A 15,843-nucleotide genomic window follows, 5' to 3' on the forward strand; every position below is an offset into this window, starting at 1 on the left:
CGGCGTGGCCAAACGGGCCAGGCTCGACGCGGAACTCGTGCGGCGCGGACTCGCGCGCTCCCGCGAACAGGCCTCCGCGCTCATCACCGGCGGCAAGGTCACCGTGCGCGGCATGGTCGCCACGAAACCCGCCACCGGCGTGGAAAACGACGCGCCGATCGTCGTGAAGGACGAGGACGACCCGGGCTGGGCGTCGCGCGGTGCGCACAAACTCCTTGGCGCGCTTGAGCGTTTCGGTCCCGAGGGGCTGGCCGTCGAGGGCCGTCGCTGTCTCGACGCGGGCGCGTCCACCGGCGGGTTCACCGATGTGCTGCTGCGCAACGGCGCCGACCAGGTCATCGCCGCCGACGTCGGGCGCGGGCTGCTCGACTGGAAGCTGCAGACCGACGATCGCGTCGTGGTCCTCGACCGCACGAACGTCCGTAACCTGACGCCGGACGTCCTCGGCGGGCAGGTGGATCTCGTCGTCGGCGACCTTTCCTTCATCTCGCTCAAGCTCGTGCTGCCCGCGCTCGCCGAGTGCGCGCGCGACGGCGCGGATCTGCTGCCGATGGTCAAACCGCAGTTCGAGGTCGGCAAGGACCGGCTCGGCAGCGGCGGCGTGGTGCGCGATCCGGAACTGCGCGTCGAATCCGTGCTGGGCGTGCTCGCCGAAGCCGCGAAGCTCGGCCTGTCGCTGCGCGGGGTCGTCGCGAGCCCGTTGCCGGGACCCTCCGGGAACGTCGAATACTTCGTGTGGCTCCGCAAAACGGAGCCGGAAGACGCGGGCAGCGAGGACGCCGAACGGCTCGTGCGCACCGCAGTCCAGGAAGGACCCCAGTGACCGCCGAACGTGAAGTGCTCCTCGTGGTGCACCCCGACCGGGACACCACCCGGGAGGCCGCCCGCGAGGTGTCCCAGCGGTTCGCCAAGGCCGGGATCCGGCTGCGCGTGCTCGACGAGGACGTTCTCCAGCTGATCGACCCGGACGGCTGCATGGCGAAGCTGTGCACCGTGGTCGCGCCCGAGCACAACCCGGCCGAGGGCGCGGAACTCGTGTTCGTGCTCGGCGGCGACGGGACCCTGCTGCGCGCGGCGGAGCTCGCGCGCCCGGCCGAGGTGCCGGTGCTCGGCGTGAACCTCGGCCGCGTCGGCTTCCTCGCCGAGGCCGATTCGGACGCGCTCGCCGACGCCGTGCAGCGCGTGGTCGATCGCGAATACCACGTCGAGGACCGGATGACGGTCGACGTCACGGTCACCGCCGACGGCGCGGAGATCTACCGGACCTGGGCGCTCAACGAGGCCAGCGTCGAGAAGTTCAGCCGCGAGCGGGTGCTCGACGCGCTGATCGAGGTCGACGGCCGTCCGGTGTCGTCCTTCGGCTGCGACGGCGTGCTGTGCGCGACGCCGACCGGTTCCACCGCGTACGCCTTCTCCGCCGGCGGCCCGGTGCTGTGGCCGGACGTCGAGGCGCTGCTCGTGGTGCCGAGCAACGCGCACGCGATGTTCTCCCGTCCGCTCGTCGTGTCACCCGAGTCGGTGATCACCGTCGGCATCGACCCGAAGGGCCCGAAGGCGGCGCTGACCTGCGACGGGCTGCGGTCGTTCGACCTGCCGCCGGGCGCGCTGGTGCGCGTGGTCTGCGGCAAGCAGCCGGTGCGGCTGGTGCGGCTGTGGGACGGCGTGTTCACCGACCGGCTGGTGTACAAGTTCGGCCTGCCGGTGCGCAGCTGGCGCGACCGGCGCGGCGGGGAGCGCCAGGGCGGCTGATCCGCGACGCGCCCGCACAAGTGTTCGACCAGCGAAAAGAAGAGTTAGCGGACCTCGAACGCACAGAAGGTCGGTGCGGGCCGCTACCGTATGCGTCGTGCTGGCCGAGATGCGCATCCAGGGCCTCGGAGTCATCGAGGAAGCCCTGCTGGAACTGCACGCGGGCTTCACCGTGGTCACCGGTGAGACGGGTGCGGGCAAAACCATGGTCGTCACCGGGCTGCATCTGCTCTCGGGCGGACGGGCCGAGGCGTCGAAGGTCCGGAACGGGATGCTGAAGGCATTCGTCGAGGGCCGGTTCACCGTGGGCAAGGACGACGCGGCCGCCCGCATCGTCACCGACGCGGGGGCCGACGTCGACGAGGACGGAAGCGTCATCGCGCTGCGCACGGTCGCGGCCGACGGGCGCTCGCGGGCGCACCTCGGCGGCCGGTCCGTGCCGGTCGGGGTGCTGTCCGACCTGTCCGAGCAGGTGATCGCCGTGCACGGGCAGAACGACCAGCTGCGGCTGCTGCGCCCGGCCGAGCAGCGCGCGGTCATCGACCGGTTCGCCGGCGAGGACGTCGGGCGGCCGCTCGCCGCCTACCGCCAGGTCCGCGAGGAATGGCTGGCCGTCATCACCGAGCTGAGCGAGCGCTCCAACCGCTCCCGCGAGATGGCTCAGCAGGCGGACCTGCTGAAGCACGGGCTGAACGAGATCGACGCGGTCGCTCCCGAACCGGGCGAGGACGTCGAGCTCACCGAGCAGATCAAACGGCTCGCCGCGGTCGACGAACTGCGTGCGACGGCCACCGAGGCGCACGCGGCGGTGTCCGGCGCGCAGGACGGCGATCCGGACGCGCCGGGCGCGCTCGGCCTGGTCGGCGAGGCGGTGCGGCGGCTGGTGTCGGCGGAGGATTCCGCGCTGAGCGACCTCGTTCCGCGGCTGGAAGAAGCGTCCACGCTGCTGAGCGACGTCGGCGCGGAGCTGGGCAGCTACGTCGAGAACCTGGACGCCGACCCGGCGCTGCTGGAGAAGGTGCTCGCGCGGCAGGCCGATCTCAAGCGCCTCACCCGCAAGTACGCCGCGGATGTCGACGGAGTGCTGGCGTGGGCCGAAGACGCGCGCCGGCGGCTCGAATCGATGGACACGTCCGAAGAAGCCCTGTCCGCGCTGGCGTTGCGCCGGGACGAGCTGGCCGTGCAGCTGGTCGCGCACGCCACCGAGGTTTCCGCCGCGCGCGGCAAGGCGGCCGCGGAACTGGCGACGGCGATCACCAAGGAGCTGTCCGGTCTCGCGATGGGGCAGGCGGAGCTGGAGATCACCGTCGAGCAGCGTCCGGCCGAGCACGGCGACCGGCAGGCGCTCGCGATCGACGGACACGCGGTGCACGCGGGCCCGGACGGCGTCGACGAAGTGGAACTGCTGCTGCGGGCGCACAACGGCGCGCCGCCGCTGCCGGTGCACAAAGCCGCTTCGGGCGGTGAGCTGTCGCGGGTGATGCTGGCGATCGAGGTCGTGCTGGCGCACGCGGACACCGTGCAGACGCTGGTGTTCGACGAGGTCGACGCCGGGGTCGGCGGCCGGGCCGCGGTCGAGATCGGACGGCGGCTGGCGCGGCTCGCGCGCACGCACCAGGTCCTCGTGGTCACGCACCTGCCGCAGGTCGCCGCGTTCGCCGACCAGCATCTGGTGGTGGACAAGGGAACCAGCGGCGGCGTCACGCGCAGCGGCGTGAAAACGCTCGACCAGGACGACCGGGTGCGCGAGCTGGCCCGGATGCTCGCCGGCATGGACGGCACCGAGACCGGCCGCGCGCACGCCGAGGAACTCCTTGCCACGGCGGAGAAAGACAAAGCGAAGAACACCGGCGCGAAGCGCAAGCGCGCGAAGAAGGGCTGACCGGATTCCATGACCTGGGCCACGCTGGCCGACGTCGAAGCCGAACTCGCCCGCGCGCGGCGGGAGGACGATCTCGACCGCTTCCTCGGACTCCTCGGCGACGAGGAGCTGTTCGTGCCGATCCACCGGGACGAGGCGCAACGGCTCGCGCAGGACCGGACCTGGTCGCCCGCGAAAGTCTGCTGCGCGCACGGCGGCGAACCGTCGCTGCAGGTGTTCACCCGCGGCGCGCTGCCGGATTTCGGCGCGGACGTGGTGTTCCTCAGCGGCGACCTCGATTGGGCCACGCACGGTCTCGGCCACGAGGAACAGGTCGTGTTCAACCGCGGCACGCTCGGCGAATGGCGGGTGAGCGCGGCGGCCGTGCTGCCCTGGGTCGACGCGAACCCGCACCGGGTCACCGCGGTGGAGCAGCAGGTCGAGCGGCTTTACACGGCCCGGTACGGACTTCTCGACGGTCCGGTCGCGCACGCGCTCGCCTGCGGCGCGCACCAGGCGGTGCTGTCGGCCGAACCGTGGAACGTCCTCGACGCGCGCTACCACGACTACGTCGCCGAGGTCCGCGGCCTGCGCGACTGGTGGGGCGTCGCGGACGCGACGGGCTGGCGGGCCGCGATGGACCGGCTGCTCGGCGATTCCTACCAGCTCACCACCGGGAACCTCGTGCTCGTGCTGCGCGCCCGCAGCGGGCTGGCGCTGGACGTCTACGGCTGGGTCGAGCTGGTCCGGCAGTGGTGCTCCGACAACGACGCCGAGGACCAGGCCGGTCCGCTCCTCGAGGCGGTGCGCCGGATCGTCCGGTACGAACAGCGGTTCCGCGCCGACGGCCTGCTCGAGCCGGACGGCGTGGTGGACAGCATCATCGGCTGGGACGTCGGCCGCGCGGTCGAATTGGCGCGCTGGGGCCTGGCGGTCGGGTACTGCGACGCGCTCACCGCGGAATTGATGGTGCTGGAAGCCGGCGCGATCGCCCGGCGTTACCACGGTTCCTGGGCGGAATTGTCCACCGGATACGTGCTGGGCAGGCTGCTCGCGCTCGACGGCGAGGAATTCGGGCCGGAATACGTTTCGGCCGCCCGGGTGCGCCACCGGCTGCTGAACGATCCCGCGAGCCCCTGGTCCAACCTCGATTTCGAGGCGGGCGGACCGCACAGTTAACCCCGGCTCCGCCTACCGCGCGACATGGCTCACCACAACGAGTCACGTCCGCATCGGCGCGTCGGCTCCGCACCCCGGCACAAATTTGTCACCATCAGCCACATGAAGCTCACTGGTCTACTCGCGCGGAACCAAGAAGCCCTCCCCGGCGTCATCGGTGTCGCGCGGGTCGACCGGCGCACGAGGGAACTGCTGCGCCGGGTCAGCGCGGGCGACATCGTCGTGCTGGACCAGCTCGACCTCGACCGGGCCACGGCCGACGCGCTGGTCGCCGCCGAGGTCGCCGCGGTGGTCAACGCGTCCCCGTCGATTTCCGGCCGGTTCCCCAACCTCGGCCCGGAAATCCTGGTGGCGGCGGGCATCCCGCTGGTCGACTCGGTCGGCGGGGACCTGTTGCGCAGCGTCAAGGACGGCACGAAGCTGCGCGTCCACGAAGGCGCGGTCTACCTGGGGGAGCGGCAGCTGGCGACCGGGGTCGAGCAGACCCCGGAAAGCGTCGCCGACCAGATGATCGAGGCGAAGGCCGGGATGTCGACCCAGCTGGAAGCCTTCTCCGCCAACACGATCGAGTTCCTGCGCCGCGAGCGGACGCTGATCCTCGACGGCGTCGGCGTGCCGGAGCTGAAGGTCCCGGTGCGCGACCGGCACGTGCTGGTCGTCGCCGCGGGGAACGGGCACGCCGAGGACCTCAAGAAGCTCAAGAAGTACATCGGCGAGCACCGGCCGGTGCTGATCGGCGTCGACGCGGGCGCGGACACCCTGCGCGCGCAGGGTTATCAGCCGGACGTCATGGTCGGCGACCCGACCGGGATCGGCACCGCGACGCTGCGCAGCGGCGGCGAGGTGGTCGTCCCCGCGCAGCCGGACGGGCACGCGCCGGGCGTCGAGCGGATCCAGGACCTGGGCATCGGCGCGGTCACCTTCCCCGCGTCCGGCAACGCCGAGGACCTCGCGCTGCTGCTGGCCGACGCGCACGGCGCGAGCCTCGTGGTCACCGTCGGATTCCAGGCCACGCTGCGGGAATTCCTCGACCACGGCCGGTCCGGGTCGAACCCGTCCACGTTCCTCACTCGGCTCAAGCTCGGCACGAAGCTGGTCGACGGCAAGGCCGTCGCGACGCTGCACCGGGCCAGGGTGTCGCTCGGCGCGGTCGCGCTGCTCGTGCTCGCCGCCATCGTCGTCGTCATCGCCGCGCTGCTGGTCTCCGACGTCGGCTCCGTCTATCTCGAGTGGATCCAGCACACCTGGTCCACGTTCGTCGCCTGGGTGAAGGGTCTCTTCACGTGATTTCCCTGCGGTACCACATCGTTTCCATCACCGCGTGCTTCCTGGCGCTGGCCGTCGGCGTGGTGCTGGGCTCGACCGCGCTCAACGGTTCGCTGCTGTCCGGGCTCGCGGACCAGAAGAAAGACCTCGGCACGCAGGTCGCCGATCTCGAAGCGCAGCGCAATTCGCTCAACGCGCGGCTGTCCGACGCCGACGCGTTCGCCGGGACGATGGGCCCGAAGGTCGTCGCGGGCGCGCTCGACAAGCGCAGCGTCGTCCTCGTCACCACGCAGGACGCGCGCCCGGCCGACCGCGACGCGCTCAAGAAGCTCGTCGGCCAGGCCGGCGCCTCGGTCACCGGCGAACTCCAGCTCACCGACGCGTTCACCGATCCGGCGAAGGCCGACCAGCTGCGCGACGTCGTCACGCGGCTGCAGCCGGCCGGTGCGAAGTTCCCGACCGCGGGCGACTCCGGCACGCTCGCCGGCGCGCTGCTCGGCTCGACGCTGCTGCTGGACAAGGCGAGCGCGAAACCGCAGTCGAGCGGCGACGAACTCGCCGCCGCGCTCGGCGGGCTGACCGACGGCGGTTTCGTGAAGCCGAGCCAGGGCGTGCAGCCGGCGCAGCTGGCGATCGTGCTGACCGGAGCACAGCAGACCGGCGACGGCGCGGGGGACCGGGCCGCGACGATCGCGCGGTTCGCCGCGCAGATGGACCGCTCCGGCGCGGGCACGGTGCTCGCCGGGGACCCGGGTTCGGCGGGCGGCTCCGGCCCGATCGGGGTGGTGCGCGCGGACACCTCGGCCACGTCGATTCTGTCCACTGTGGACAACGCGGATTCGGCCGCGGGCCGGGTCGCGACGATCCTGGCGTTGCAGGAACAGCTCAACGGCGGTTCGGGACGCTACGGCATCGCGGGCAACGCGCAGGCGATCGCGCCGGGCGTGACCGCTTCGGGGAACTGAGACTTTTCGCCTCCCGCACACCAGTCGGCGGCGGCACCGGATTCCCTTCGTGGGTGAGGAAATCCGGTACCGCCGCCGACTGTGTGCACTGACAACGCGGCGGTTTCCCTTCGGGGCGGGAAAACCAGCACAGGCAAGGCAGCGGCGCCGGGTCTCCTGTCGGGGTGGAGACCCCGGCGCCGCCGTCATTCACGCGCCTGCTGCGGGGTCAGCAGGTGCCGTTGTCGGCCCAGACCGCGGCGCTGCCGGGCGTTTCGCCTCGCGTCCACCACTTGGCGGACCAGCGATGGCCGTTGTAGGACACGACCGCGCCGGCGTTGTAGGACTGGGAGGTGTTCCACGCCGCCGGGCACGCGGTGGTGGGACCGCCGCTGCCGGAGCAGGCTCCGTTGTCCGACCAGACGTCCGAGGTGCCGGGCTGCTCGCCCTGCGTCCACCACTTCGCCGTCCAGGTGTGGTTGTTGTACGACACGACCGCGCCGCCGTTGTAGACCTTGCCCGAATCCCAGGCCGCCGCGGTGCACTGGCCGCCCGGCGGAGTCGTGGGAGTGGTGGGCGTGGTCGGGGTCGTCGGCGTGGTCGGGGTCGTGGGGGTGGTCGGCGTCGTGGGGGTGGTGGGCGTCGTCGAGGTGGTCGGCGGCGGGCCGGAGCAGCCCTCCGTCGGCGCGGCGAGCCCGTCCACCACGGCGTGGAACAGCGTCGAATCGGGGTCGAGGTCGTAGAGCGAGAACATCATCGCGCCGCCGAGGCCGTTGCAATGGATGTAATCGGTGCGCGCCTTGATCGACTGCTTCGACGAACCGCCGTAGAAGCTCGTCCCGTCGTAGAACCACGCGGATTGCGTTGTCGGGTCCCAGAACGTGGTCGCCGGGTTGTCGACCACGCCGGTGAGTTCCTTGTACATCGCGACGCCGGGCACGTTGCCGCTCAACGGATGCGGAGCGGACGGACCGGTCGCCGTCTGGTAAAGCCCGTGGTTCGAGCCGGCCGGAACACCGGTCCAGCCCCGGTAGTAGAACGGGATGCCCAAGGTCAGCTTCGAAGCCGGGAACCCGCCGGGGATGCCGTACGCCGGATCTCCTTGCGTGTAAGCCTTCATCACCTGGTCGATGGTGTATTTCTCGGTGCCCGGCGGAATGGGCGTCGACGGGTCGTTCGGCGAGGGGTAGAGCGGATCCTGGAAGTTCGTCGGACCGGTCTTGTCCCACGCGCCGTGCATGTCGTAGGTCATCGGGTCCGCGAAGTCCATGTACTGGTGGATCTTGTCGGTCTGGATCTTCGCGATCTTGTCCTGGCCGCCGGGCAGGGCGGCGGAAAGCGCGTAGTGCTTGCCCAGCGCGTCGAGCTGGCCGCGGAACTCGGCGAGCAGCGAGGTGAAGTTCTGGGTGTCGTTGGGGCTGTAGTGGTTGCCCGTGTGGCCGCCGGGGTGCGCCGGGTACTCCCAGTCGATGTCGAACCCGTCGAAGATGTTCGCGGCGGTGCCGGGGCCGCCGAAGCCGCCCGCGGCCGGGATGTTGCCCTTGATGAACATGTCGATGCAGGAGCTCACGAACTTCTTGCGGGAGGCGTCCGTGGCCGCGGCGTCGGAGAAGTACTTCGAGTAGGTCCAGCCGCCGAGCGACAGCAGCACCTTCAGCTTCGGGTGCCGGGCCTTGAGTTCCTGCAGCTGGTGGAAGTTGCCGACGATCGGCATGTTGTAGGTGTCGGCGGTGCCGTCGACGCTGATGTCCGAGCCGAACGACTTCTGGTAGTCGGCGAACTGGTCGCCCGCGCCGTCGCCCGCGTTCGGGTCGTCCTCGCCGCCCGGGTCGGGGGTGGTCGCCTTGGTCGTCTCGAAGCAGGTGAGGTTGTTCGGGTCGATGTTCTCGAAGTCGTAGAGCAGGTAGTCGATGTTGTCGGCGATCTTGTCGACGTTCTTGAGGTAGTAGGCGTTCTGGTAGATGCTCCATTGGTCGAAGTAGGCGATGCGCAGGCCTCCCGAGGAGGGCGCGGGCGTCGCGGTGGCCGGGGCGGGCCGGGCCAGGATGGTAAGACCGGCCACGACCACGGCGGCCAGGGCGGCGCAGGCCACGGCCAGCGGTCTCAGGGTCCGGTGGGGCATAAGGGTTCTCCCTCGCACAAGCGAAGTCCGCCCGCCGCACCGGAATGCGCGGCAAGCGTCGGACATCGGGTGATCACTGCAGGAGCGGGGGCCGGCCCGTAGTCGAATGTGAACCAGGGCACAGCCGGAGTCAATACTGTGGACTAGACCAATTTCCGCGCCTGGGCGTTTTGTGGTGAAGTGTCCGGAAAGGCCCGACGAACGGCCTGTTCCAAGCGGGGCGAGTGGTCCGGACCACCGCGGGGTTCCGGTTCACCCGTACGGGTGTGGCTGATCCGACACTCGTCCCGTCCGGCATCAGGCGGGTCTCAGGAAGATCATGGGTGGTTCACAGCTGCGCACGAGAGCCTGGCACCATGAGCGCCAACGACCCCGGGAGCACGGCCGAACGATGACCACTACCGAGATCCCGCTCGTCCGTGCGGACGAGCCGGCGCCCGTCCGATCGCCGCACCTGCGTCAGCTCGATTTGTACCGGGTCGTCACGTTCGCCCTGGTCATCCTCATCCACGTGGTCGGCTCCACGACCTTTCCGCAGGACGTCGTCGCCGACGCGATCCAGACCCCGCTGCACCTGACCCGCGAGGCGTTCTTCGCGCTGACCGCGTTCGTGCTCGTGTTCGGCTACCGGGACCGGCCGGTGCAGACGGGGAAGTTCTGGCGCAGGCGGTTTCCGCTGGTCGCCATTCCGTACGTGACCTGGACGGTCATCTACCGGGTCTACACGCTGATCACCTCGGGCCAGCCGGTCGGGTCGGTCGGCGCGCAGCTGCGCACGCTCGGGCTGGACCTGCTCACCGGGAACGCCTGGTACCACATGTATTTCATGCTGGTGACGCTGCAGGTGTACCTGCTGTTCCCGCTGCTGGCCAAGATGTTCGACCTGATCCGCCGCCGTCCGTGGACCGTGCTGGCGGTCTCCGGCACGATCCAGGTCGCGGTCGCGGTCTTCATGAGCTACCCGCCCGCCGCGCTGGGCTACGTGTTCGTCAGCAAGTTCTTCGCGACTTTCCTCGTCTACCAGTTCTACATGCTGCTCGGCGCCGCGGCGGCGCTGCATTTCGAGGCGGTGCACGCCTGGCTGCGCACGCACACGCGCTGGGTCCTGCTGGCGATGGCGGGCGGGCTCGCGATCGCGGAGACCGGCTACTTCGTGAGTGTCCACTTCGGAGAGTGGCCGGAGATGGCGTCGGACGCTTTCCGCCCATACCTGATCCCGTGGTTCGTCGCGGTGATCGCCGGCATCTACCTCGCGGGCGCGCGATGGGCGGAGAGCAGGCAGCGCGGCGGGAGGTTCGTGTCCTGGGCGGTGAACCGGTCGTTCGCGGTGTTCCTGACCCACCCGATCGCGATCGCGGTGCTGGACCCGCTGTTCGTCTTCGTCGGCGACCGCTACGGCGCGCCGTGGACGACGCTGGTGGCGTACCCGGCGACGGTGGCGCTGACCTTCGCGATCGTCGAGGTGCTGCGGCGGCTGCCGTGGAGCAAAGCCCTGACCGGGCGCGCCCGGGTGCCGGTGCGCGGCTGAGCGGTCAGCCCGGCCAGGTGCGGTGCTTGTCGAGCGGCCGCGCGTAGGAACCGGCCCGGCTGGTGCGCAATCCCAGTGCCACCAGTGATTCCGCGAGCCGGACCGCGGCGGCGACGCCGTCGACCACCGGGACGTCGAGCATCGCCGACATCTTGCGGTCCAGCCCGGTCATCCCGGCGCAGCCGAGCACGAGCACTTCGGCGCCGGCGTCGCGCGCCCGCAATCCCGCGGTGAGCAGGGCGGATTCCGTGCGTTCCTCGTCGCGCAGCTCCAGCACGCTCAGCCCGGTGCCGACGATCGCGACGCAGTTGGCGGCCACTCCGGCCGAGTGCAGGCTGTCCTCGATCAGCCCGCACGTGCGGTCCAGCGTCGTCACCACGCCGTACCGGCGGCCGAGCAGCCCGGCGAGATGCGCCGCGGCCTCGGTGATGTCGACCACCGGCACGTCCAGCAGTTCCCGCGCGCCCTCGCGGCCGTGCTCGCCGAACCCGGCGAGGACGACCGCGTCGAACGTTTCCCCGGTGGTGCGCAACAGGTCCAGCACCGCGGCGGCGGACAGGAAGCTGTCCAGCCAGCCCTCCGCCGATTCCGGGCCCCACTTCGGCGTCAGTGCGACGATCTCGGTGCCGGGGCTGGCCGCCGCCCGGGCCCCGGTCTCGATCTCCTTCGTCATGGCCTCGGTGGTGTTGCAGTTGGTGACGAGGATCCGCATCAAGCCCTCCGCTGGCGGTACGAAACGGCGTAGTAGAGCAATCCGGCGCTGGCGGTGCCGAGGAACCACGAGTACGGCGCGGCCGGCGCGAAGAACGGCACCAGCGCGATCACCGCGGAGAGCACCGCGCACGGGAAGAAGGCCGCCATCGCGCGCGGATTCACCTTGGGGTACTTGCCGTCGCGCACGAACAATTGCTCGACGTCGACCTTGCCGCGGCGGATCAGGTAGTAGTCGACGATCATGATCCCGAACAGCGGTCCGAGGAACGCGCCGAGCCCGCCGAGGAAGTAGTTGACCACCACCGGCGACGAGTACAGCTTCCACGGCAGCACGCACAGCGCGGCGACGGCGCTGATCATCCCGCCGACGGTGAACGAGATCCGCTTGGGCCAAATGTTGGCCAGGTCGTAGGCGGGGGAGACGAAGTTCGCGACGATGTTGACGCCCATCGTGGCGATGGCGAAGGTGAGCGCGCCGATGATCAGCACCGGGGTGTTGTGCACGCGGGCGAGCAGTTCGGCCGGGTCGGTGATCGCCTCGCCGAACACCTGCAGGCTGCCCGCGGTGACGATCACCGACAGCAGCGCGAACGCCGTCGAGTTCACCGGAAGGCCCCAGAAGTTGCCGCGCCGCACCGTTTTCTGGTCCGGGGCGTTGCGGGAGAAGTCGCAGAAGTTGAGCATCAGCGTGCCGTAGGTGGACAGGATCAGCCCGGCCGCGCCGAACCACTGCCGCACCTGCTCGCCGCCGGACAGCCGCCGCGGGCTGCTGGTGAACGAGATGTGCCAGTGGCTCGCGGCGAGGATCCACACCGCGAGCGCGATCATCACGATCCAGATCAGCGGGCCGCACCAGTCCTGGAATTTGCGCACCGCCTCCATGCCGCGGGTCAGCACGAACGCCTGCACCAGCCACAGCGCCACGAAGCACATCCAGCCGAGCGCGTGCAGGCCGAGGAAACTGTGCTCGGTCAGCGGTTTCAGGCCGGGATCGATCGCCAGCACGAGCAGGGTGATCGCGACGCTCGCGAGATAGGTCTGGATGCCGTACCAGAAGATCGCGATCACGGCGCGGATCAGCGCGGGCAGGTTCGCGCCGAACGTGCCGAAGCTGATCCGCGCGACCACCGGGAACGGGACGCCGGTGCGCTGCCCGATCCGGCCCATCAGGTTCATCCCGAAGAAGATGATCACGAACCCGAACAGCAGCGCGGTGAACACCTGCCAGGCGGACAAGCCGAGCACGAACAGGCCGGCCGCGAAGGTGTAGTTGCCGAGGTTGTGCACGTCCGACATCCAGAGCGCGAAGATGTCGTAGACCTTCCATCGCCGCTCCTCGGCGGGTGCCAGGTCCTCGTTCCACAGCCGCGGGTCGGGTTTCGGCTGGACGTCCGCGCTGGTTTCGGTGGACGGGGCGTGCGTCATTGCAGACCTCCGGTCGACGTGCCGGCAGCTTTGGGATCCCAAACTTGGGATCCCAAATATCGCGCCGCAGGTCTGCTGAGTCAACCCCCTGCCCGATAAACTCGCGAATGGCCGGTGTCGGCGAGAGGGGGTCAGGTGGGCGCCACGGAGGAGCGGCAGCCGCTCGCGGCGACGCGTGCCCGGGTGCTCGACGAGCTGCGGGAGCGGATCCTGACCGGGCGGCTGAAGCCGGGGGACCGGCTGGTCGAGCGCGAACTGGCCGACGATCTCGGGGTCTCGCGGGTGCCGGTGCGCGAGGCGATCCGCAGCCTGGAATCCGAGGGGTTCGTGGTCGTGCCCTCGCCCCGGCGGGTGGTGGTGCGGCAGCTGGCGCGAGCGGACGTCGAGGAGCTGTTCGACGTCCGGGAGGCGCTGGAGAGCCTCGCCGCCGCGCGTGCCGCGGAACGGGCCGGGAAGCCGGAGATGCGCCGGCTGGAGCGGCTGCTCGCGGAGTCCGCGCGGGTCACCCAGGGCGGTGACGGCGCGCGGATTTCGGAGGTCAACAGCAGGCTGCACGACGAGATCATCGCCATCGCGGGCAACCGGCTGCTCACCACGATGCTGCATCCGCTCGAGGGTCAGCTGCGGTGGCTGACCAGCCAGAACGAGCACTGGGGCGAACTGCTGGACGAGCACCGCCGCCTGGTGGACGCCATCGGGTCCGGCGACGTGGAGCGGGCGCGCGAGTACGCCGCCGAGCACGTCCGGGTCAACCGCGCGGTGACGTTGCGCGACCTCTTCGGGGACGACGAGCGGGACGAGCGTCCCGCGGGCTGACCTCTAGTAAGGTGACCCTAACTTGAAGCGAGGGGGTCGCTGGTGGCGCACGTGCAGGGCGAGCCGGAGTGGGTGTCCGCCAAGGACGGACGACGGCTGTACGCGATGGTGCTGCGGGGCCCGGAGAACGCGCCGACGGTCGTGTTCGAGGCGGGCGCGGCGGCGAGCCGGTCGTCGTGGGGGCTCGTGCAGCCGCTGGTCGGCGAGTTCGCACGGGCGGTGGTGTACGACCGGTCCGGGCTCGGCCGCAGCGCGCCGGATCCGGCCGGGCGCACGCTGGACCGGATGGCCGACGATCTCGTGGACGTCCTGAGCCACTTCGGGCCGGGGCCGTACGTGCTCGTCGGGCACAGCGCCGGGGGACCGATCGTGCGGCTCGCCGCGTCCCGGACTTCCGCTCAGGTGTCGGGGCTGGTCCTGGTCGACCCGACCGACGAGGCGGCGGAAGTGCTGTTCTCGCCGCAATTCCGCAGCCTCGAACGGAAACTGCTGCGCACGGGCCGGATCCTCGCGGCGACCGGATTGCTGAAGTTCTTGTACCGCCCCATGCTGCGGGCCGCGCCCGAAGACGTCCGGCGCGATCTGGTGCGGGAGGGCTTTACCCCGCAGGTGTTGCGCACTCAGACCGAGCAGGCGCGGACCTTCCTCGACGAACTGGAAACCTGGCGGACGAATCCGCCCGCGCTGAACGGTTGTCCGGTGACGGTTGTGTCCGGCGGCCGGGCTGGGGACGGGATGAACGCCGCGGTGCGTGCGGAGGCGAATGCCGCGCACGCGCAACGGGTGTCGTCGCGGGGGCGGCACCGGATCGCGGAGGAGTCGGGGCATTTGGTGCCGGTCACCGACCCCGAGGTGGTGGCGGAGGAGGTCCGCCGGTTGCTCAGCTGACGGCGTCGCTCCACGTCTCGACGAACTTCGGGAACGTCTTGCCGACCGTGTCCGGGTTCTCGACCAGCACGCCGGGCACGCGCAGCCCCAGCACCGCCGCCGCCATCACCAGCCGGTGGTCTTCGTAGGTGTGGAAGACGCCGCCGTGCATCGGGGCGGGAGTGATTTCCAGGCCGTCCTCGAGTTCGGTGACGCCCGCGCCCAGGCCGGACAGTTCGGTCGCCAGTGCGGTGAGCCGATCGGTCTCGTGGCCGCGCAGGTGCGCGACGCCGGTGATGCTCGACGGGCTCTCGGCGAAGCACAGCATCGCCGCGATGACCGGGGTCAGTTCGCCGACCTCGTGCAGGTCGAGGTCGATGCCGGGGAACGCGCCGCCGCCGGTGACGACCAGGCCGTCGTCGTCCAGCGTCGCTTTCGCGCCCAGTTCGGTCACCAGTCCGCGCAGCCAGTCGCCCGGCTGCGTGGTCTGCTTCGGCCAGCCGTGCACCCGGACCGTCCCGCCGCCGACGACCGCGGCGGCCACGAACGGGGCCGCGGTGGACAGATCCGGCTCCACGACGTACTCCGGGCACGACAGTTTCGCCGGCTCCACGTGGAATTCCGTGCCGGAACGCTCCACTGTGGCCCCGAACCGGCGCAGCATGTCCAGCGTCATCGCGATGTGCGGTTCGCTCGGCGGGGCGCCGCCGACCAGCCGCACCGTCACGCCCCGCTCGAAGGCCGGACCGGCGAGCAGCAGCGCGGACAGGAACTGGCTGGAGGCCGACGAATCGAGGTCCACCCGGCCGCCGCGCAGCCCGCCGGTGCCGTGCACGGTGAACGGCGGCGCGCCGCGTCCGCCGTCGTCGATCCGCGCGCCGAGCTTGCGCAGCGCGGCCAGCAGCGGGTCGATCGGGCGGCGGCGGATCGCCTCGTCGCCGTCGAACTGCACCGACGCGTCGCCGAGGGTGGCGAGCGCGGGCGTGAAGCGGGCGACCGTGCCGGCGTTGCCGAGCGTGACGGTCGCTTCGTCGCCGCGGCCGCTGATGGTGCCCAGCGGGTGGACGAGGAAGCCGTCGATGGTCTCTTCCGAAAGCGCGCCCAGCGAGGCGAGCGCGGCCAGCATCAGCCGGGTGTCGCGCGAATCGAGCGGATGGCGCACCCGCGTGGGGGCGCTCGCGAGCGCGGCGAGCACGTAGGCCCGGTTGGTGATCGACTTCGATCCGGGGACGCGCACCGCGGCGTCCAGCGAGGCGCCCGCGACGGGGGCGGTCCAGTGGTCATCGCGGATGTTCGGCACGCGCGCAGCCTAGCGCGGCGCGGGTGAACCGATTCCGCCGCGCCGGGAAGAGGCGTCGGCGAGCGATCTGCC

The 15,843-nt window shown here is 70.8% G+C and carries 13 protein-coding genes; 9 read left to right on the plus strand and 4 right to left on the minus strand.

All coding sequences use genetic code 11. The features are described 5' to 3' along the window. The first annotated feature begins 4 nt into the window (after positions 1-4). The 6 genes from DMP23_RS13150 to DMP23_RS13175 all read left to right on the plus strand — a co-directional run bounded on the left by DMP23_RS13150 (position 5) and on the right by DMP23_RS13175 (position 7,020). Complete coding sequence (locus DMP23_RS13150) at positions 5-823, plus strand: TlyA family RNA methyltransferase (protein ID WP_337821195.1); 819 nt, start codon at positions 5-7, stop codon at positions 821-823. Then, complete coding sequence (locus DMP23_RS13155) at positions 820-1,749, plus strand: NAD kinase (protein ID WP_337821196.1); 930 nt, start codon at positions 820-822, stop codon at positions 1,747-1,749. Before DMP23_RS13150 ends, DMP23_RS13155 begins: the two co-directional genes overlap by 4 nt. Positions 1,750-1,846: 97 nt before the next feature. Continuing rightward, the gene (recN, locus tag DMP23_RS13160) at positions 1,847-3,631 is read left to right on the plus strand and encodes a DNA repair protein RecN (RefSeq protein ID WP_037815441.1); all 1,785 of its coding nucleotides are present in this window, start codon (positions 1,847-1,849) and stop codon (positions 3,629-3,631) included. A gap of 9 nt (positions 3,632-3,640) precedes the next feature. Further along, complete coding sequence (locus tag DMP23_RS13165) at positions 3,641-4,789, plus strand: DUF1266 domain-containing protein (protein ID WP_337821197.1); 1,149 nt, start codon at positions 3,641-3,643, stop codon at positions 4,787-4,789. A 102-nt stretch (positions 4,790-4,891) separates the two neighbouring features. Further along, complete coding sequence (steA, locus tag DMP23_RS13170) at positions 4,892-6,076, plus strand: putative cytokinetic ring protein SteA (protein WP_037815443.1); 1,185 nt, start codon at positions 4,892-4,894, stop codon at positions 6,074-6,076. After that, positions 6,073-7,020 (plus strand): copper transporter, encoded by a 948-nt coding sequence (locus DMP23_RS13175; RefSeq protein ID WP_275295384.1) that lies wholly within the window; start codon positions 6,073-6,075, stop codon positions 7,018-7,020. The genes steA and DMP23_RS13175 overlap by 4 nt, the downstream gene beginning before the upstream one ends. A 208-nt stretch (positions 7,021-7,228) precedes the next feature. Here DMP23_RS13175 and DMP23_RS13180 read toward each other — a convergent pair whose 3' ends face one another. Then, positions 7,229-9,121, minus strand: a complete 1,893-nt coding sequence (locus tag DMP23_RS13180; protein ID WP_337821198.1) for a glycosyl hydrolase family 18 protein — start codon at positions 9,119-9,121, stop codon at positions 7,229-7,231. A gap of 391 nt (positions 9,122-9,512) precedes the next feature. On the opposite strand from DMP23_RS13180, the gene DMP23_RS13185 reads away from it, so the two are divergent. After that, positions 9,513-10,649 carry an acyltransferase gene (locus DMP23_RS13185; protein ID WP_337821199.1) on the plus strand — a complete coding sequence of 379 codons (1,137 nt, stop codon included), beginning with the start codon at positions 9,513-9,515 and terminating at the stop codon, positions 10,647-10,649. A 4-nt stretch (positions 10,650-10,653) separates the two neighbouring features. Here DMP23_RS13185 and DMP23_RS13190 read toward each other — a convergent pair whose 3' ends face one another. Together DMP23_RS13190 and DMP23_RS13195 are read right to left on the minus strand one after the other, a co-directional pair. Further along, positions 10,654-11,361 (minus strand): aspartate/glutamate racemase family protein, encoded by a 708-nt coding sequence (locus DMP23_RS13190; RefSeq protein ID WP_337821200.1) that lies wholly within the window; start codon positions 11,359-11,361, stop codon positions 10,654-10,656. After that, positions 11,361-12,788 (minus strand): NCS1 family nucleobase:cation symporter-1, encoded by a 1,428-nt coding sequence (locus DMP23_RS13195; protein ID WP_037815454.1) that lies wholly within the window; start codon positions 12,786-12,788, stop codon positions 11,361-11,363. Before DMP23_RS13195 ends, DMP23_RS13190 begins: the two co-directional genes overlap by 1 nt. Positions 12,789-12,923: 135 nt before the next feature. On the opposite strand from DMP23_RS13195, the gene DMP23_RS13200 reads away from it, so the two are divergent. Both DMP23_RS13200 and DMP23_RS13205 read left to right on the plus strand, forming a co-directional pair. After that, positions 12,924-13,604, plus strand: coding sequence for a GntR family transcriptional regulator (locus tag DMP23_RS13200; RefSeq protein WP_337821201.1), 681 nt, complete (start codon positions 12,924-12,926; stop codon positions 13,602-13,604). Positions 13,605-13,646: 42 nt separating this feature from the next. Next, on the plus strand, positions 13,647-14,492 hold the full coding sequence (locus DMP23_RS13205) for an alpha/beta fold hydrolase (protein ID WP_337821202.1): 846 nt from the start codon (positions 13,647-13,649) through the stop codon (positions 14,490-14,492). On the opposite strand, the gene aroA is transcribed toward DMP23_RS13205, so the two are convergent. Further along, a complete protein-coding gene (aroA, locus tag DMP23_RS13210) occupies positions 14,485-15,771 on the minus strand; it encodes a 3-phosphoshikimate 1-carboxyvinyltransferase (RefSeq protein ID WP_337821203.1) in 1,287 nt (428 codons plus the stop codon). The two genes, DMP23_RS13205 and aroA, sit on opposite strands and share 8 nt — an antisense overlap. Positions 15,772-15,843: the final 72 nt, after the last annotated feature.

It is taken from the genome of Amycolatopsis sp. A1MSW2902, from assembly GCF_017312175.1.
In the GTDB taxonomy this organism is placed as follows: Bacteria; Actinomycetota; Actinomycetes; order Mycobacteriales; family Pseudonocardiaceae; genus Amycolatopsis; species Amycolatopsis nivea.